The sequence below is a fragment of the Sphingosinicella humi genome, from assembly GCF_003129465.1.
Classification (GTDB): Bacteria; Pseudomonadota; Alphaproteobacteria; order Sphingomonadales; family Sphingomonadaceae; genus Allosphingosinicella; species Allosphingosinicella humi.
Genome location: NZ_QFFF01000001.1, coordinates 425,094 through 439,714, shown reverse-complemented (window position 1 = coordinate 439,714; position 14,621 = coordinate 425,094). Strand labels below are relative to the sequence as shown.

The window sequence follows — 14,621 nt, the reverse complement described above, 5'->3', positions numbered from 1 at the left end:
GACGACTTCTACTCCACCCAATCCAGGCCGATGTCCCGGTAGAGCCCCCGATCCTCCTCCCAGTCCGGCTTAACCTTCACATGCAGGAAGAGGTGGACCTTGCGGCCGAGGAGCTGGCTCAGCTCCTGGCGGGCGGCGGCGCCGATTTCGCGGATGCGGGCGCCGCCCTTGCCCAGCACGATCGCCCTTTGCGTGGGGCGGCCCACGAGGATCTGCTGGTGGATGGCGACCGAACCGTCCTTCCGCTCCTCATATTTCTCGGTCTCGATCGCGCTGGCATAGGGCAGTTCGGCGTGGAGCTGGTGGTAGAGCTGCTCGCGGGTGACTTCGGCGGCGAGCATGCGGTCGGTGGCATCGGAGACCTGCTCCTCCGGGAAGTGCCAAGGGCCTTCCGGCATGCGCGCGGCGAGGGCGGATTTGAGGTCGCCGACGCCGTCGCCGGTGGTCGCGGAAACCATGAAGATCTCCTCGAAATCGAGCCGCTCGCTAAGCCGTGCGGTGAGTGTCAGCAACTCCTCCTTGGCTGTCACGTCGACCTTGTTGAGGACGAGGATCTTCGGCTCGCGGCGGCCCTTCAGCGTATCGAGCATCTCCTCGATCCGCGTCGAGAAACCCGTCTTGGCGTCGATCACCAGGGCGATCAGGTCCGCGTCCTGCGCGCCGCCCCAGGCGGCCGCCACCATCGCCCGGTCGAGGCGCCGCCGCGGCGCGAAGATGCCGGGCGTGTCGAGCAGCAATATCTGCGCCTCGCCTTGGATGGCGATGCCCATCAGGCGGACGCGCGTGGTCTGCGCCTTGGGGCTGACGATGGCGACCTTCTGGCCCACCAGCGCATTGACGAGCGTCGACTTGCCCGCATTGGGCGCGCCCACCACGGCGACCAGGCCGCAACGTTCGGTCATGTCAGTTTCTCCAGCAGCGCCTTGGCGGCGGCCGTCTCGGCCTCCTGTTTGGACAAGCCCTCGGCGCTCGCCTCGCCGACACCCTTGATCGCCACCTCGACAATGAATCTCGGGGCATGGTGCGGCCCCGAGCGACCCTTGAGCTCGTAGGCCGGCGGGCGCCGGTTGTTCGCCGCCGCCCATTCCTGGAGGGCGGATTTGGGGTGCTTGGGGGCCTGGTCGTCCTGCCTCAGGCGATCTGCCCAAGCCCGTCGGACGAAGGCGGTGGCCTTGTCGAGCCCCGCTTCAAGGTAGAGCGCGCCGATCAATGCCTCGACGACGTCGCCCAGCACATTGTCGCTGTCGGCGGCGCCATCGTCGCGAGCCTGCTTGCCGAGGATGACATGCCCGCCGACGCCGAACGCTCGCGCCACCTCCGCGCAGGTTTCGCGCGAGACGAGGCTGTTGAATCGGCGCGAGAGCTTGCCCTCCGGCTCCTCCGGGAACAGCTCGTAGAGCCAGCTCGCCATGACGAGGCCGAGCACGCGGTCGCCGAGGAACTCCAGACGCTGATAATGTTCGTCGCCCCGGCTGCCATGGGTGAGGGCCCGCTTGAACAAGGCGGCGTCGGCCGGGCGGTGGCCGAGCGTCTGCTCGACCCAGTCGGCGATCCCTTCGGCGCTACTCATGCTTAGAAGGTCTCCCCGATCCGGTCCCAGCGCGCGGCCGAAATCCAGGTCCAGGGTTTCAGCCATTCGGCCGCGCCGTCGGTCGAGAAGAACACGATCATCGCCTCGCCGATCAGATAGTCGTGGGGAAGATAACCGACGCCCTCGGCAGCGAGCGAGAAGCGGCTGTCGAGGCTGTCGTCGCGATTGTCCCCCATCATGAAATAATGGCCTTCCGGGACGACGTGGAGCGGCGTGTCGTCGGCGATGCCGTCGATCTGGTCCAATATGTAGTAGGATTCGCCGCCCGGGAGCGTCTCGCGATAGCGCTCATAGGCGCAGAAGCGGTTGCCGTCCTCATCTTCCACCACGCGGGCGGCCTCGGGATCGACGGTGCGGCAGGGGCTGTTGGGGGTGATCGGCATCAGCCAATCGGCGACGCGGACGCGCGGCACTTCCGTCCCGTTCAGCCACAGCGCCCCGTCCTTCATCTGGACCGTGTCGCCGGGAAGACCGATGACGCGCTTCACATAATCGTCGTCGCCGCCGCCGGGATAGCGGAACACGGCGATGTCGCCCCGCTCCGGCGCGTCGGCGAGGATGCGGCCGTCGAAGCTGCCGAGGCCGAACGGCAGACTGAAGCGCGAATAGCCGTAAGGCCATTTGGCGACGAACAGATAGTCGCCGATCATCATCGTCGGCAGCATCGATCCCGACGGGATACTGAAGGGTGCGACGATGAAGCTCCTCAGGACCAGCGCGAAGACGAACAGCAGGAGGAGGAAGCGCGTCGTCTCGCGAAACCCCTCCTTCTTCCTTTCCGCGGGCGGCGCCGAAGAGCGGGTCTCGAGGCGGGTTTCGCTGTCCATCGACGCTGCTTTCGCTTGGGCGGCGGGGCCGGTCAAGCGATCAGGCGATCTGTTCCTCGATGGGGCCGGCTACCGACGCTAGAAGCACGAGGCGACGAACTCGCCGAGCGCGATCATCGTCCCCTGGTCGCGCCAGAGCCAGGCGCCGCCCACGAGCAGCGGCGCCACAGCGGCGAGCAGCAGGAGGTGGCGCTTCATGCCGGGGTGGGCTCCAGCCGCGCGACCGGTCGGTCGCTGATGGGAAGGTGCAGGATGGCGGCGACGAAGCCCAGCCCGATCGCGGCGGCCCAGGCCGCGTCGTAGGACCCGCTCCGGTCGTAGATGAGCCCGCCGAGCCAGGCGCCGAAGAAGCTCCCCAGCTGATGGCTCATGAAGACGATGCCGTAGAGGGTAGAGAGATAGCGGACCCCGAATATCTGGCCGACGAGGCCGCTGGTGAGCGGCACCGTGCCGAGCCAGAGGAAGCCCATCACAGAAGCGAAGACGAGGGCGCTCGCAGGCGTCAACGGCAGGGCGAGGAACAGCAGGATGACGAGCCCGCGCACCGCATAGATGCCGCTCAACACATATTTCTTGCGCAGATAATCGCCGGACAGGCCGAAAATGTAAGAGCCGAAGATGTTAAACAGGCCGATGAGCGCGAGCGACTGGGCGCCGACGGCGAGGCCAAGGCCGTTATCCGTCAGATAGGCGGGAAAATGGGTGGCGATGAAGACCAGCTGGAAACCGCAGACGAAGAAGCCGGCGTTGAGCAGCCAATAGCCGCGATGTCCGGCCGCTTCGCGCAAGGCGGCGCCGAGGGACTGACTCGGTCCCCCGTCGGGCCCGCCCTCCGGCCGCCCGGCGACGCCGAGCGCGAGAAGGGCGATCAGCGCGACCACACCGGCCAGCACGATCAGCGCTATCCGATAGCCGAGCTCGCCGATCAGCATCTGCGCGCCGGGCACGACCAGGAACTGGCCGAGCGATCCGCCGGCGGTGACGATGCCGAAGGCGAGGGTCCGGCGCTCCGGCGCGACCACTCGGCCGACGGCGCCGAGCACGACGACAAAGGTGGTCGCCGCCATCGCAAGACCGATGAGCAGGCCGAAGGAGAGGTGCAGGCCGAGCGCGCTTCCCGTCCAGGCGGCAAGGGCGAGGCCGGAGACATAGACGAGCGCGCCCCAGAAGACGACGCGGCCGGCGCCGTGCCGATCGGCGATGGCGCCGACGAAGGGCTGGGTGAGGCCGAACAGCAGATTCTGGATGGCCACCGCCAGCCCGAACGTCTCGCGGCCGATGTCGAGCGCCATGCTCATCTGGGGCATGAACAGGCCGAAGGACTGGCGCACGCCCATGGCGAGCGTGACGATCAGGGCCGCCGAAAGGATGACGATCCAGGGCCTGCGCATGGTCATGCCCGCATCTCCTCGATCCGGTCCAGCATCTCGAACAATTTGCCGTGGTCGGGCCCGAGCGCGGCCTCGATCCGCGCCTGCGCCTCTTCCCAATGCGGTTGGGCCCGGCGCATCGCCTGCGTCGCCTCGCCGGTGATGGCGACGATACGGCTGCGCCGGTCCTTGCCGGGCTTGGACTCGACCAGCCCCTTCGCCTCCAGCGGCGCCAGGGTGCGGTTGAGTGTGGTGCGGTCGTAACCGCTCGCCTCGGCGAATTCGCTGAGCGAGGACGGGCCGGCACGCTGAAGCATCCGCAGCAGGGAGAATTGCGCGACCGTCAGCCCGGACGGCGCCAGTGCCTCATCGTAGAGCGCGCTGACGATACGGGCCGAGCGGCGGAGCTTGTTGCAGGCGCAGAGCGTGCTGAGCATAAGCGTGTAATTACACCTATCGGCGATAGCGTCAATTGGCATTGCCGCGAAGCATCCCTAGATAGACCGCCAGAACAGGAGGAAAGCGAATGAAGGACGCATGGAAGCCGCTGGAAGAGGCCGAGGTCCAGCCGCTCAGCACCCTGTTCGAGTCCGAACCCGATCGCCTCGCGCGCCTGTCCGTCGAGGAGGCGGGCATCCGCTTCGACTTTTCGAAAACCCATTTGAGCGAGACATTGCTCGCCGGCTTCGAAACCCTGGCCGAAACGCGCGATCTGGCCGGCGCCCGAGAGGCGCTTTTCTCCGGCAAGACCGTCAATGTCACCGAAGGCCGGGCGGCGGAGCATACGGCGGAGCGGGGGCAGGGGGCGCCCGAGAGCGTCGCCCGCGCCCAGGGCTTCCACGCGCGCATGCGCGCCCTGATCGACGCGATCGAGGCGGAGGCGTTCGGGCCGATCCGATCGATCCTCCACATCGGCATCGGGGGTTCCGCGCTTGGCCCCGATTTCCTGATCGACGCGCTCGGCCGCGACGAACAGCGCTATGAGACGGCTGTGGTCTCGAATGTCGACGGCGCGGCCCTCGAAGCCGCGCTCGGCCGCTTCGATCCGCAGACCACCCTTCTGGTCATCGCGTCGAAGACCTTCACCACCTCCGAGACGATGCTCAACGCCCAATCGGCGCTGCTCTGGATGCAGGAGTCGGGGGTTGATGACCCTTATGGCCGCATCGTCGCGCTGACCGCCAATCCCGATAAAGCCGTGGAGTTCGGCGTCGACGAGACCCGCATCCTACCTTTCGCCGAGACGGTGGGCGGCCGCTACTCGCTCTGGTCGTCCATCGGCTTCCCCATCGCGCTGGCGCTAGGCTGGGAAGCGTTCGAGGAGCTGCTCGAAGGCGCCGCCGCGATGGATCGGCATTTCCGCCTGGCGCCCCTGGCCGAGAACGCGCCCATCCTCGCCGCCTTCGTCGATCGCTATTATGCGAACCTCCGCGCTGCCGAGACGCGCGCCGTGTTCGCCTATGACGAGCGGCTGCGCCTGCTCCCGGCCTATCTGCAGCAGCTCGAAATGGAATCGAACGGCAAGAACGTGACCTCGGATGGAAAGCCCGTCAGCCGCGCCACTTCGCCGATCGTCTGGGGCGGCGTCGGCACTGATGCACAGCATGCCGTCTTCCAGCTCCTCCATCAGGGCACGCATCTGGTGCCGGTCGAGTTCGTCGCCGCGATCGAGCCGGAACACGGCCTCGCCTTCGACCACCATCGCCAGCTCCTTATCAACTGCTTCGCGCAGGCCGCGGCGCTCATGGCGGGCCGGGAGGCGGACGATCCGGCGCGCAGCTACCCCGGCGACCGGCCCTCGACGACGATCCTCCTCGACCGCGTCGATGCACGCACGCTTGGTGCACTCATCGCCTTCTACGAGCATCGCACCTTCGCGAATGCGGTGCTGCTCGGCATCAATCCGTTCGACCAGTTCGGCGTCGAGCTTGGCAAGGAGATCGCCAAGGCGATCGATGGCGGCGGCGATCTTGACTTCGATCCGTCGACCAAGGCGCTGATCGCGCGTGCATTTGGAGAGGAACAGGCGTGAAATCGATCCACTGGCTAGGGGCGGCTCTGCTCGCCGTGGCGCCGCTCGCTCCAGCCATGGCCGAACCGCTGGAGATGTTCGGCAATCGCCTTTTCCTTCCGGTGACGGTGAACGGGCAGGCCAGCACCGCCCTTCTCGATTCCGGGGCCGAGATGACCATCCTCGACGATGACTTCGCGGCGAAGCTCGGCCTCGCCTCCACCGGCAGTGCCACTGCCCGCGGATCGGGCGCGAACGAGATGGAAGCGAGCTTTGCGGAAGGCGTCGCCGTCGACGCGGCCGGCGTGAAGCTGAACCAGAAGGTTGCCATTCTCGACCTCGACGAAGTGTTGTCGCGGCTGATCGGGCGGCCTGTTCCGATGATTCTTGGCCGCGAATTGTTCGATCGCGCGCGGTTTCGGATCGACCTCGAGGGCGGCTCGATCGCTCTCGCCGACGCGGCTCCGGCGACGGGCGATCCTCTTCCCGTAACCGATCAGCGTGGCATCCCGACCATTCCCGCCGCGATCGAGGGGCATGGGCCTGTCCAGGCCGCCTTCGATCTCGGCAATGGCAGCGACGTGATGGTAGGGCGCGCCTATGCCGAGAAGATCGGCCTCACATCGTCCGACCGCATCGTCGAGCGACGCAGCGGCGGCGGGCTGGGTGGCGCTGTCGATCGCGACATAGTGCGGCTCAAGAGCCTGACCCTCGCCGGCCGCACCTTTCATGACGTGCCGGCCGCCATCGACCCGGGCGAGACCGCCACCGACCTCAATATCGGCACCTCGATCCTCAAGCATTTCCTTATCACCACCGATTTTGCCGGGCGCTCCGTCTGGCTGGAGCCTCGTGAATGAGCCAGAAATACGACTACGACCTTTTCGTCATCGGTGCCGGCTCCGGCGGCGTGCGCGCCTCGCGGGTCTCGGCGGCCCATGGCGCGAAGGTGGCGATCGCCGAGGAGCATAAGGTTGGCGGCACCTGCGTCATCCGGGGCTGCGTTCCCAAGAAGCTGCTCGTCTACGGCGCCCATTTCGCGGAGGACCTGCAGGACGCCCGCCGCTTCGGCTGGGAAGTGCCGGACTGTCGCTTCGATTGGCCGACCCTGCGCGACAATGTCCTCGCCGAGGTGGACCGGCTGGAAGGCCTCTACACCGAGAATCTCGAGCGCCATAAGGTCGAAATCATCAAGGAGAGGGCGACCGTCGCTGGGCCGCATGAGGTGAAGCTTTCCGGCGGCCGCACCGTCACCGCCGGCAAGATACTGATCGCTACCGGCGCGACGCCCGTCATGCTCGACTTTCCCGGCGCCGAGCACGGCATCTCGTCGAACGAGGTTTTCCACCTCGACGCGTTGCCGAAGCGCATCCTGATCACCGGCGGCGGTTATATCGCCAACGAATTCGCCGGCATCTTCCACGAGTTCGGCAGCAAGGTGACGGTGGTGAACCGCTCCGACACCATCCTGCGCGGCTATGAGGAAGCGCTGCGCGATCGGCTGCTCCAGATCTCGATCACCAAGGGCATCGATTTCAAGTTCAATGCCGCCTTCCAGAAGATCGAGAAGGGGGAGGATGGAACGCTGACGGCTTACCTCACCGGCTGCGAGCCGATCGAGGCCGACGCCATCCTCTTCGCCATCGGGCGCAGGCCGAACACCGACAGTCTCGGTCTCGAAACCGCAGGAGTCGAGCTCGACAAGAAAGGCGCGGTGATGGTCGACGCCGACAACAAGTCCAGCTGCGACAGCATCTACGCCGTCGGCGACGTCACCAACCGGGTCCAGCTTACCCCTGTCGCCATTCGTGAGGGCCACGCCTTCGCCGACACGGTGTTCGGGAACAAGCCGACGCGGGTCGATTATGAAAGCATCCCCTCGGCCGTCTTCAGCCACCCGCCCGTTGCCAGCGTCGGGCTTACCGAAGGCCAGGCACGCGATCGGCTCGGCACGGTGAAGACCTACCAGTCGGATTTCCGCCCGATGAAAAACGTCCTCGCCGGCCGCAACGAACGGGCGCTCTACAAGCTCGTCGTCGATGGCGAGACCGAGGAAGTGGTCGGCATCCACATGATCGGCCCGGACGCGCCCGAAATCCTCCAGGCCGCTGCCATCGCCGTCAAGGCCAAGCTCAAGAAGAGCGATTTCGACGCCGTGGTTGCGCTTCACCCGACCATGGCGGAAGAACTGGTGCTGATGCGATAGGTCCTTCGATACGGGACTTCGGCAAGCTCAGTCCCTACTCAGGATGAGCGAGTTGATATAAGCCGCTCATCCTGAGGAGCCGTTGAGCTTGTCGAAACGGCGTCTCGAAGGACTTCAGCTAGGGACAAGGCAGCGTGACCATTAAGGGCTACATGAGCGGCTTTGGCAGCCATTTCGCGACCGAGGCGGTGCCGGGTGCATTGCCACAAGGGCGCAATTCGCCGCAGAAGCCGGCGCACGGCCTCTACGCCGAGCAGCTGTCCGGCACTGCCTTTACGGCGCCCCGCCACGAGAACCGCCGCTCCTGGCTCTATCGGATGCGTCCCAGCGCCGAGCATCCGCCCTATGGCCGCTACCAAGGGGCCAAGCTCTTCGCGCCCGGCACCGCGAACGAGCCGCTCGCGCCCAACCGCCTGCGTTGGGACCCGCTCCCCATGCCGGACGGCCCGACGGACCTGATCGACGGCCTGGTGACCATGGTCGCAAACCGCGATCCCGCCGAGTTGGAGGGGGTGGCCGTCCACGTCTACCGCGCCAATCGCGACATGGAGGACCGCTTCTTCGTCGACGCCGACGGGGAGCTGCTGTTCATCCCGCAGATGGGCCGCCTTGCCCTTCTGACGGAGCTCGGCCGCATCGACGTGGCGCCGGGCGAGATCGCGCTCGTCCCTCGCGGCGTCCGCTTCCGCGCGCTGCTGCCGGACGGGGAGGCGAGGGGCTATGTCGCCGAAAATCATGGCAGCCTCTTCCGCCTTCCGGAGCTGGGGCCGATCGGCTCCAACGGCCTCGCCAACGCTCGCGATTTCGAGACGCCGGTCGCCGCCTATGAGGACCGGGACGGCGGATTCGAGCTTGTGCAGAAATATCTGGGCTCGCTCTGGACGACGACGCTCGATCATTCGCCCCTCGACGTGGTCGCCTGGCACGGCAATCTCGCCCCCTGGAAATACGATCTCTCGCGCTTCAACACGATCGGCACGGTCAGCTTCGACCATCCCGACCCGTCGATCTTCACCGTCCTCACCTCGCCGTCCGACGTGCCCGGGCGAGCCAATGCCGATTTCGTTATCTTCCCGCCGCGCTGGATGGTCGCCGAGGACACGTTCCGCCCGCCCTGGTTCCACCGCAACGTGATGAGCGAGTGCATGGGCCTGATCCACGGCGCCTATGACGCCAAGGCGGAGGGCTTTGCACCGGGCGGCATGTCCCTGCACAATATGATGTCCGGCCACGGCCCCGACGTCGCCAGCTGGAAGGGCGCGAGCGAGGCGGAGCTGAAGCCCCACAGGATCGAAGGCACGATGGCCTTCATGGTCGAAAGCTGCTGGCCTTTCCGGCCCACGGAGTTCGCCCTCAACTGCGAGCAGATGCAGCTCGATTACGACCAAGCCTGGGGCGGCTTCCCGAAGGCGAAGCTGCCCTAGCCATCCTCGTTCGTCCCGAGCGAAGTCGAGGGGCGTATGCGATGAGTCCGTGCCAGCGCCCTCGACTTCACTCGTGACGAAGGGGTAGGAGGCGGCACGACAAGGAGACCCGCATCATGAAGACTCGCGCCGCCGTGGCGTTCGAAGCCAAGAAACCCCTCGAGATCGTCGAGCTCGACCTGGAGGGGCCGAAGGCCGGCGAGGTGCTGGTCGAGATCATGGCGACGGGCATCTGCCATACCGACGCCTACACGCTCGACGGCTTCGATAGCGAGGGCATCTTCCCCTCGATCCTCGGTCATGAAGGCGCGGGGATCGTGCGCGAGGTCGGCGCGGGCGTCGGCTCCGTGACCCCGGGCGACCATGTGATCCCGCTCTACACGCCCGAATGCCGCCAGTGTAAATCCTGCCTCTCCGGCAAGACGAACCTCTGCACCGCCATCCGCGCAACGCAGGGCAAGGGCCTGATGCCCGACGGCACGACGCGCTTCAGCTACAAGGGCCAGCCCATCTACCATTATATGGGCTGCTCCACCTTCTCGAACTTCACCGTCCTGCCCGAGATCGCTGTCGCCAAGATCCGCGAGGACGCACCGTTTCAGACGAGCTGCTATATCGGCTGCGGCGTCACCACGGGCGTCGGCGCGGTGGTCAACACCGCCAAGGTGGAGCCGGGCGCCAACGTCGTCGTGTTCGGCCTCGGCGGCATCGGCCTCAACGTCATCCAGGGCGCGAAGATGGTGGGCGCCGACAAGATCATCGGCGTCGACATCAACCCCGACCGCGAGGAATGGGGCCGCCAGTTCGGCATGACCGACTTCCTCAACAGCAAGGGCCTGTCGCGCGAGGAGACGGTCGCGAAGCTCCTGGAGCTGACCGACGGCGGCGCCGACTATACGTTCGACGCGACGGGCAATACCGAGGTGATGCGAACCGCCCTGGAAGCCTGTCACCGCGGCTGGGGCGAGAGCATCATCATTGGCGTCGCCGAGGCGGGGAAGGAAATCGCCACCCGCCCGTTCCAGCTCGTCACCGGCCGCGTCTGGAAGGGCACGGCCTTCGGCGGCGCCAAGGGTCGCACCGACGTTCCGAAGATCGTCGACTGGTACATGAACGGCAAGATCGCGATCGACCCGATGATCACCCACGTGCTGAGCCTCGAAGAGATCAACAAGGGCTTCGACCTGATGCACGCGGGCGAGAGCATTCGCAGCGTCGTGGTCTATTGAAGTCATCGCCACAGGGAGAGGAAAGCATGTTTTCACACGTGATGCTCGGCGCCAACGACGTCGAGAAGTCGAAGACCTTCTACGATGCGGTGCTCGGAGCGCTCGGCTCGAAGCCAGGCCGCATCGATGACAAGGGCCGCGTGTTCTATATGCACAATGGCGGGCTGTTCATGCTCAGCAAGCCACTCAACGGAGAGGCCGCCTGCCATGCCAATGGCGGGACGGTCGGCTTTGCGGGCGCGTCCCCCGAAGAGGTCGATGCCTGGCACGCCGCCGGCCTCGCCCATGGCGGAACGACCTGCGAGGATCCGCCGGGATATCGCGAGGGCGGCTTCGGCAAGCTCTACCTCGCCTATCTGCGCGACCCGGCCGGAAACAAGCTTTGCGGCCTCTATAGACCGGCGCAATGATGGCGCTCGATACCGTCTCGACCAACAAGTGTTTCGGCGGCGTGCAGGGCGTGTATCGGCACGCCTCGGCCGAGACCGGGACGGACATGGTCTTCTCGGTCTATGTCCCGCCGCATGCCGAAGGCGTGAAGCTGCCGGTCGTCTGGTATCTCTCCGGCCTCACCTGCACCCACGCCAACGTGACCGAGAAGGGCGAATATCGCCGGGCCTGCGCCGAGCTCGGCCTGATCTTCGTCGCCCCGGACACCAGCCCGCGCGGCGACGATGTGGCGGATGACGAAGCCTATGATTTCGGCAAGGGCGCCGGCTTCTATGTCGATGCGACCGAAGCGCCCTGGTCGAAGCATTTCCGCATGGAAAGCTACATCACGCGCGAGCTGTCGGAGCTGATCGCCGAGCATTTCCCGGCTGACATGGAGCGCCAGGCGATCACCGGCCATTCGATGGGCGGCCATGGCGCGCTCACGCTCGCGCTCAAGACTCCGGACCGCTTCAAATCCGTCTCCGCCTTCGCCCCTATCGTCGCTCCGGCGCGGGTGCCGTGGGGGGAGAAGGCGCTCACCGGCTATATCGGTGCCGATCGTGCCGCCTGGCGCCGCTACGACGCCACCGCTCTGATCGAGGACGGGGCGCGGGTGCCCGAACTGCTCGTCGACCAGGGCATGGCCGACAACTTCCTGGCGGAGCAGCTAAGGCCGGAGCTCCTCGCTGACGCCTGCGAAAAGGCCGGCATCCCGCTCACCCTGCGGATGCAGGAGGGCTACGACCACAGCTATTATTTCATCGCGACCTTCATGGAGGATCACCTCCGCTGGCACGCGGAGCGGCTAGGCAGTTAGGGCATCTGAAGTAAAACCTTCGTCCCCCGGGAGACCGGGCTCAGTCACCCTTGATGCGCTGGTGGAGCCGCACGACCTCCTCGATCGGCAGCCCCTCGATCCGGCCCTGATGGCCGTCCATCGTCTCCGAGGCGAACAGGGAGTTGATCACCGCCTCTTCCGTCGCTTCGGCGGCGGCCTGGAAGAGCGGCGACATCATCTCGTTCGGCAGCTCTCCGATCGTGCTCGCCGCCTCGCGCCGGGCGGGGGGCCGGCGCACCGCCTCGTGGGTCGAGAAGGCGACGGCATAGTCGCCCGAGCCGTTGGTGATCGGCGACCCCGTCCGCGCGATCCCGACGAAGGCGCGATGGGCGAGGCGCTCGAGATTGCGATCGGATAGCGGGGCGTCCGTCGCGATCACGATGATCACCGAGCCGTCGGCCTCGTCCGACGCGACCTCGTTCTTCAGATAATATTTTCCGAGCGCTTCCCCGACGCGCGCGCCGTCGACGACGAGGGCGCCGCCATAATTGCTCTGCACCAGCACGCCGACGGTATAGCCGCCAAGCGTCTGCGGCAGCTTGCGCGAACTGGTGCCGATGCCGCCCTTCCAGCTGAAGGCGATGGTGCCGGTGCCGGCGCCGACGGAGCCTTCCTGAACCGGACCGGATTGCGCCGCGTCGATGGCCGCGATCGCGGCCTCCTTGCGGACGCGCCGGGCGCGGATGTCGTTCAGATAGCCGTCGTTCGTTTCGCCCACCACGGCGTTGACCGACCGCACTTCCTCATTGCCGGGCTGTGCGATCGTCCATTCGATGATGCCCGCCGCTGCTTCAGGCACCGACATGGTGTTGGTGAGGAGAATCGGCGTCTCGATCTCGCCCAGCTCCCTGATCTGGGTCGAGCCCATGAACTTGCCGTAGCCGTTCGCCACCGCAAAGCCCGCCGGGACCTTGTCCTGATAGAGGTTGCCGCCGTGGGGACGGATGGCGGTGACACCCGTGCGGATCGTCTGGCCTTCGATCAGGGTGACGTGCCCGACCTCGACACCCGCCACGTCGGTGATGGCGTTGAGCGGCCCCGGCGAGAGGATGCCGATCTCGATCCCCGCCTCACGTGCTCTCGGCCTGGCGTCGCTCATGGACGGCACCAACAGCAGCAGCGCCGCCAAGGCAAGTCCTCGCATCATGCCCCCCGTTCTTGCGCTCAGATGATCGGATGCCGTTCCCAATTGGGCGCATCGACCCGCCTGGCGATGCCCCGGTGCATGTCGCGCACCGTGTCGCTGGCGGTATGGACGAACAGGAACGGGAACACCGCGTGGATCAGGCAGGCAAGGCCGCTTCCCACCAGTCTCAAGCCGGACCGGCCCGCGTGGGCGAAATGCTCGCCATAGGTTTCGCCGACTTCATGCGGGTGGTGGGTGAAGGGATTGCCCGTCATTGCGCTCGTCCGTTGTTGTAAGGGGCGAAAGGCACTTGCCCCGGCCGTGTCTAGGCCGTCATAGCGCCATCCGTCCTGGCTATCCAGACTGAGGGGCTGTCCATGTTCGATCGATTTCCCGAACCGCTTGCCGATCCGCTCCACGCCGTCATGGCCCGCTTCCGCGCCGATCCGAGGCCGGAGAAGATCGATCTCGGCGTCGGCGTCTATCGCGACGCCGCCGGCCACTCACCGATCATGCGGGCGGTGAAGGCGGCCGAGGAGGCGATCCTCGGCGAGGAGGACAGCAAGGCCTATCAGGCCCTGCACGGCGACGACGCCTTCGTCTCGGGCATGACGAACCTGGTTTTCGGCGCCGACCATCCCGCCGTCCGGGACGGCCGCATCGCCGCCATCCAGGGCACGGGCGGCACCGGCGCGCTCCGCATCGCCGTCGACTCCGCTTTCGCCGCCGACCCGTCCGCGCGGATGCACCTCGGCCTGCCGAGCTGGCCCAACCACGCCACCCTCGCCGGCGCGGCGGAGCTCGAGCTGGTCACGCATCGTTACTTCGACACCGACCGCCAGGCCCTCAATCTCGAGGCGATCACGGAAGCGGCGACCAGCGCGCGTCCCGGGGACCTGTTCGTCTTTCACGGCCCCTGTCACAACCCCACCGGCGCCGACCTCAGTCGCGACGAGCGACGCGCGCTTCTCGCGATGCTCGTCGAACGCGGCGCCGTTCCGATCATCGACGCCGCCTATTACGGACTCGGCGACGGGCTGGAGGAGGATCTCGACATCATCCGCGAATCCGCCGCGACCGTGCCGCGCGCCTTCATCGCCGTCTCCTGCTCCAAGGCGTTCGGCCTCTATCGCGAGCGGGTGGGCATTCTCTTCGCGCTGTGCGCCAATGCGGACGAGCGGCGCCGGGTGCAGGGGCAGATGGAGCGGATCAGCCGCTCGCTCGTCTCCATGCCGCCCGCTCATGGCGCGGGAACGGTCGCGCATATCCTCCGCGATCCGCGCCTGCGGGCTTTGTGGGAGGAGGAGCTTGACGCCATGCGCCGCCGCCTGCTGGAGCTCAGGAGCGAACTGGGGGGCTTCTCGGGCGAGGTGCCGATGCTCCGCCATGTCCAGTCGCAGCGCGGGATCTTCTCGATGCTCCCGCTCAGCGCCGAGCAGACCGAGACGCTGGGCCGGGACCATGCCATCCACATGCCCCAGTCCGGCCGCATCAACATCGCCGGCCTCAAGACCGGCGACCCCGAGCGGCTGGCGAGGGCACTGGCAACGGTGAGTCGCTAAAACCG

General features: G+C 66.6%; 15 protein-coding genes. 8 read left to right on the top strand and 7 right to left on the bottom strand.

The features are described 5' to 3' along the window. Window positions 1-8: 8 nt before the first annotated feature. From era to DF286_RS02175, 5 genes are all read right to left on the bottom strand, one after another. Window positions 9-902, bottom strand: a complete 894-nt coding sequence (gene era, locus DF286_RS02195; protein ID WP_109269950.1) for a GTPase Era — start codon at window positions 900-902, stop codon at window positions 9-11. Then, complete coding sequence (gene rnc, locus DF286_RS02190; RefSeq protein ID WP_109269949.1) at window positions 899-1,570, bottom strand: ribonuclease III; 672 nt, start codon at window positions 1,568-1,570, stop codon at window positions 899-901. Before rnc ends, era begins: the two co-directional genes overlap by 4 nt. Window positions 1,571-1,572: 2 nt before the next feature. Continuing rightward, window positions 1,573-2,418 carry a signal peptidase I gene (gene lepB / locus DF286_RS02185; protein ID WP_109269948.1) on the bottom strand — a complete coding sequence of 282 codons (846 nt, stop codon included), beginning with the start codon at window positions 2,416-2,418 and terminating at the stop codon, window positions 1,573-1,575. A 194-nt stretch (window positions 2,419-2,612) separates the two neighbouring features. Further along, window positions 2,613-3,815, bottom strand: coding sequence for an MFS transporter (locus DF286_RS02180; protein WP_109269947.1), 1,203 nt, complete (start codon window positions 3,813-3,815; stop codon window positions 2,613-2,615). Continuing rightward, window positions 3,812-4,267: a MarR family winged helix-turn-helix transcriptional regulator gene (locus DF286_RS02175; protein WP_207789989.1), complete on the bottom strand. Its 456-nt coding sequence runs from the start codon at window positions 4,265-4,267 to the stop codon at window positions 3,812-3,814. The genes DF286_RS02180 and DF286_RS02175 overlap by 4 nt, the downstream gene beginning before the upstream one ends. Before the next feature lie 47 nt (window positions 4,268-4,314). Here DF286_RS02175 and pgi point away from each other — a divergent pair, with 47 nt between their 5' ends. The 7 genes from pgi (at window position 4,315) to fghA (ending at window position 11,907) form a co-directional block, all read left to right on the top strand. After that, window positions 4,315-5,820 carry a glucose-6-phosphate isomerase gene (gene pgi / locus DF286_RS02170; RefSeq protein WP_109269945.1) on the top strand — a complete coding sequence of 502 codons (1,506 nt, stop codon included), beginning with the start codon at window positions 4,315-4,317 and terminating at the stop codon, window positions 5,818-5,820. Continuing rightward, window positions 5,817-6,659 carry a retropepsin-like aspartic protease gene (locus DF286_RS02165; protein ID WP_109269944.1) on the top strand — a complete coding sequence of 281 codons (843 nt, stop codon included), beginning with the start codon at window positions 5,817-5,819 and terminating at the stop codon, window positions 6,657-6,659. The genes pgi and DF286_RS02165 overlap by 4 nt, the downstream gene beginning before the upstream one ends. After that, the gene (gene gorA, locus DF286_RS02160) at window positions 6,656-8,005 is read left to right on the top strand and encodes a glutathione-disulfide reductase (protein WP_109269943.1); all 1,350 of its coding nucleotides are present in this window, start codon (window positions 6,656-6,658) and stop codon (window positions 8,003-8,005) included. Before DF286_RS02165 ends, gorA begins: the two co-directional genes overlap by 4 nt. Before the next feature lie 152 nt (window positions 8,006-8,157). Further along, entirely contained in the window at window positions 8,158-9,429 is a 1,272-nt protein-coding gene (hmgA, locus tag DF286_RS02155; RefSeq protein WP_109269942.1) for a homogentisate 1,2-dioxygenase, read from the top strand. A gap of 116 nt (window positions 9,430-9,545) precedes the next feature. Further along, window positions 9,546-10,658, top strand: coding sequence for an S-(hydroxymethyl)glutathione dehydrogenase/class III alcohol dehydrogenase (locus DF286_RS02150; RefSeq protein ID WP_109269941.1), 1,113 nt, complete (start codon window positions 9,546-9,548; stop codon window positions 10,656-10,658). Between the two features lie 26 nt (window positions 10,659-10,684). Next, window positions 10,685-11,068, top strand: coding sequence for a VOC family protein (locus DF286_RS02145; RefSeq protein ID WP_109269940.1), 384 nt, complete (start codon window positions 10,685-10,687; stop codon window positions 11,066-11,068). Continuing rightward, on the top strand, window positions 11,068-11,907 hold the full coding sequence (gene fghA / locus DF286_RS02140; RefSeq protein WP_109271928.1) for an S-formylglutathione hydrolase: 840 nt from the start codon (window positions 11,068-11,070) through the stop codon (window positions 11,905-11,907). The genes DF286_RS02145 and fghA overlap by 1 nt, the downstream gene beginning before the upstream one ends. Window positions 11,908-11,947: 40 nt before the next feature. Here the strand turns inward: fghA and DF286_RS02135 are convergent, their stop codons facing one another. Further along, window positions 11,948-13,075 carry a DmpA family aminopeptidase gene (locus DF286_RS02135; RefSeq protein WP_341533226.1) on the bottom strand — a complete coding sequence of 376 codons (1,128 nt, stop codon included), beginning with the start codon at window positions 13,073-13,075 and terminating at the stop codon, window positions 11,948-11,950. A gap of 17 nt (window positions 13,076-13,092) precedes the next feature. Continuing rightward, a complete protein-coding gene (locus DF286_RS02130) occupies window positions 13,093-13,329 on the bottom strand; it encodes a DUF6356 family protein (RefSeq protein WP_109269939.1) in 237 nt (78 codons plus the stop codon). A 102-nt stretch (window positions 13,330-13,431) separates the two neighbouring features. On the opposite strand from DF286_RS02130, the gene DF286_RS02125 reads away from it, so the two are divergent. Further along, window positions 13,432-14,616: an amino acid aminotransferase gene (locus DF286_RS02125; RefSeq protein ID WP_109269938.1), complete on the top strand. Its 1,185-nt coding sequence runs from the start codon at window positions 13,432-13,434 to the stop codon at window positions 14,614-14,616. Window positions 14,617-14,621: the final 5 nt, after the last annotated feature.

Coding starts and splice junctions, on each gene's coding strand:
- era (WP_109269950.1), bottom strand. CDS start 902: ATGACCGAACGTTGCGGCCTGGTCGCCGTGGTGGGCGCGCCCAATGCG.
- rnc (WP_109269949.1), bottom strand. CDS start 1,570: ATGAGTAGCGCCGAAGGGATCGCCGACTGGGTCGAGCAGACGCTCGGC.
- lepB (WP_109269948.1), bottom strand. CDS start 2,418: ATGGACAGCGAAACCCGCCTCGAGACCCGCTCTTCGGCGCCGCCCGCG.
- DF286_RS02180 (WP_109269947.1), bottom strand. CDS start 3,815: ATGACCATGCGCAGGCCCTGGATCGTCATCCTTTCGGCGGCCCTGATC.
- DF286_RS02175 (WP_207789989.1), bottom strand. CDS start 4,267: ATGCCAATTGACGCTATCGCCGATAGGTGTAATTACACGCTTATGCTC.
- pgi (WP_109269945.1), top strand. CDS start 4,315: ATGAAGGACGCATGGAAGCCGCTGGAAGAGGCCGAGGTCCAGCCGCTC.
- gorA (WP_109269943.1), top strand. CDS start 6,656: ATGAGCCAGAAATACGACTACGACCTTTTCGTCATCGGTGCCGGCTCC.
- hmgA (WP_109269942.1), top strand. CDS start 8,158: ATGAGCGGCTTTGGCAGCCATTTCGCGACCGAGGCGGTGCCGGGTGCA.
- DF286_RS02150 (WP_109269941.1), top strand. CDS start 9,546: ATGAAGACTCGCGCCGCCGTGGCGTTCGAAGCCAAGAAACCCCTCGAG.
- DF286_RS02145 (WP_109269940.1), top strand. CDS start 10,685: ATGTTTTCACACGTGATGCTCGGCGCCAACGACGTCGAGAAGTCGAAG.
- fghA (WP_109271928.1), top strand. CDS start 11,068: ATGGCGCTCGATACCGTCTCGACCAACAAGTGTTTCGGCGGCGTGCAG.
- DF286_RS02135 (WP_341533226.1), bottom strand. CDS start 13,075: ATGATGCGAGGACTTGCCTTGGCGGCGCTGCTGCTGTTGGTGCCGTCC.
- DF286_RS02130 (WP_109269939.1), bottom strand. CDS start 13,329: ATGACGGGCAATCCCTTCACCCACCACCCGCATGAAGTCGGCGAAACC.
- DF286_RS02125 (WP_109269938.1), top strand. CDS start 13,432: ATGTTCGATCGATTTCCCGAACCGCTTGCCGATCCGCTCCACGCCGTC.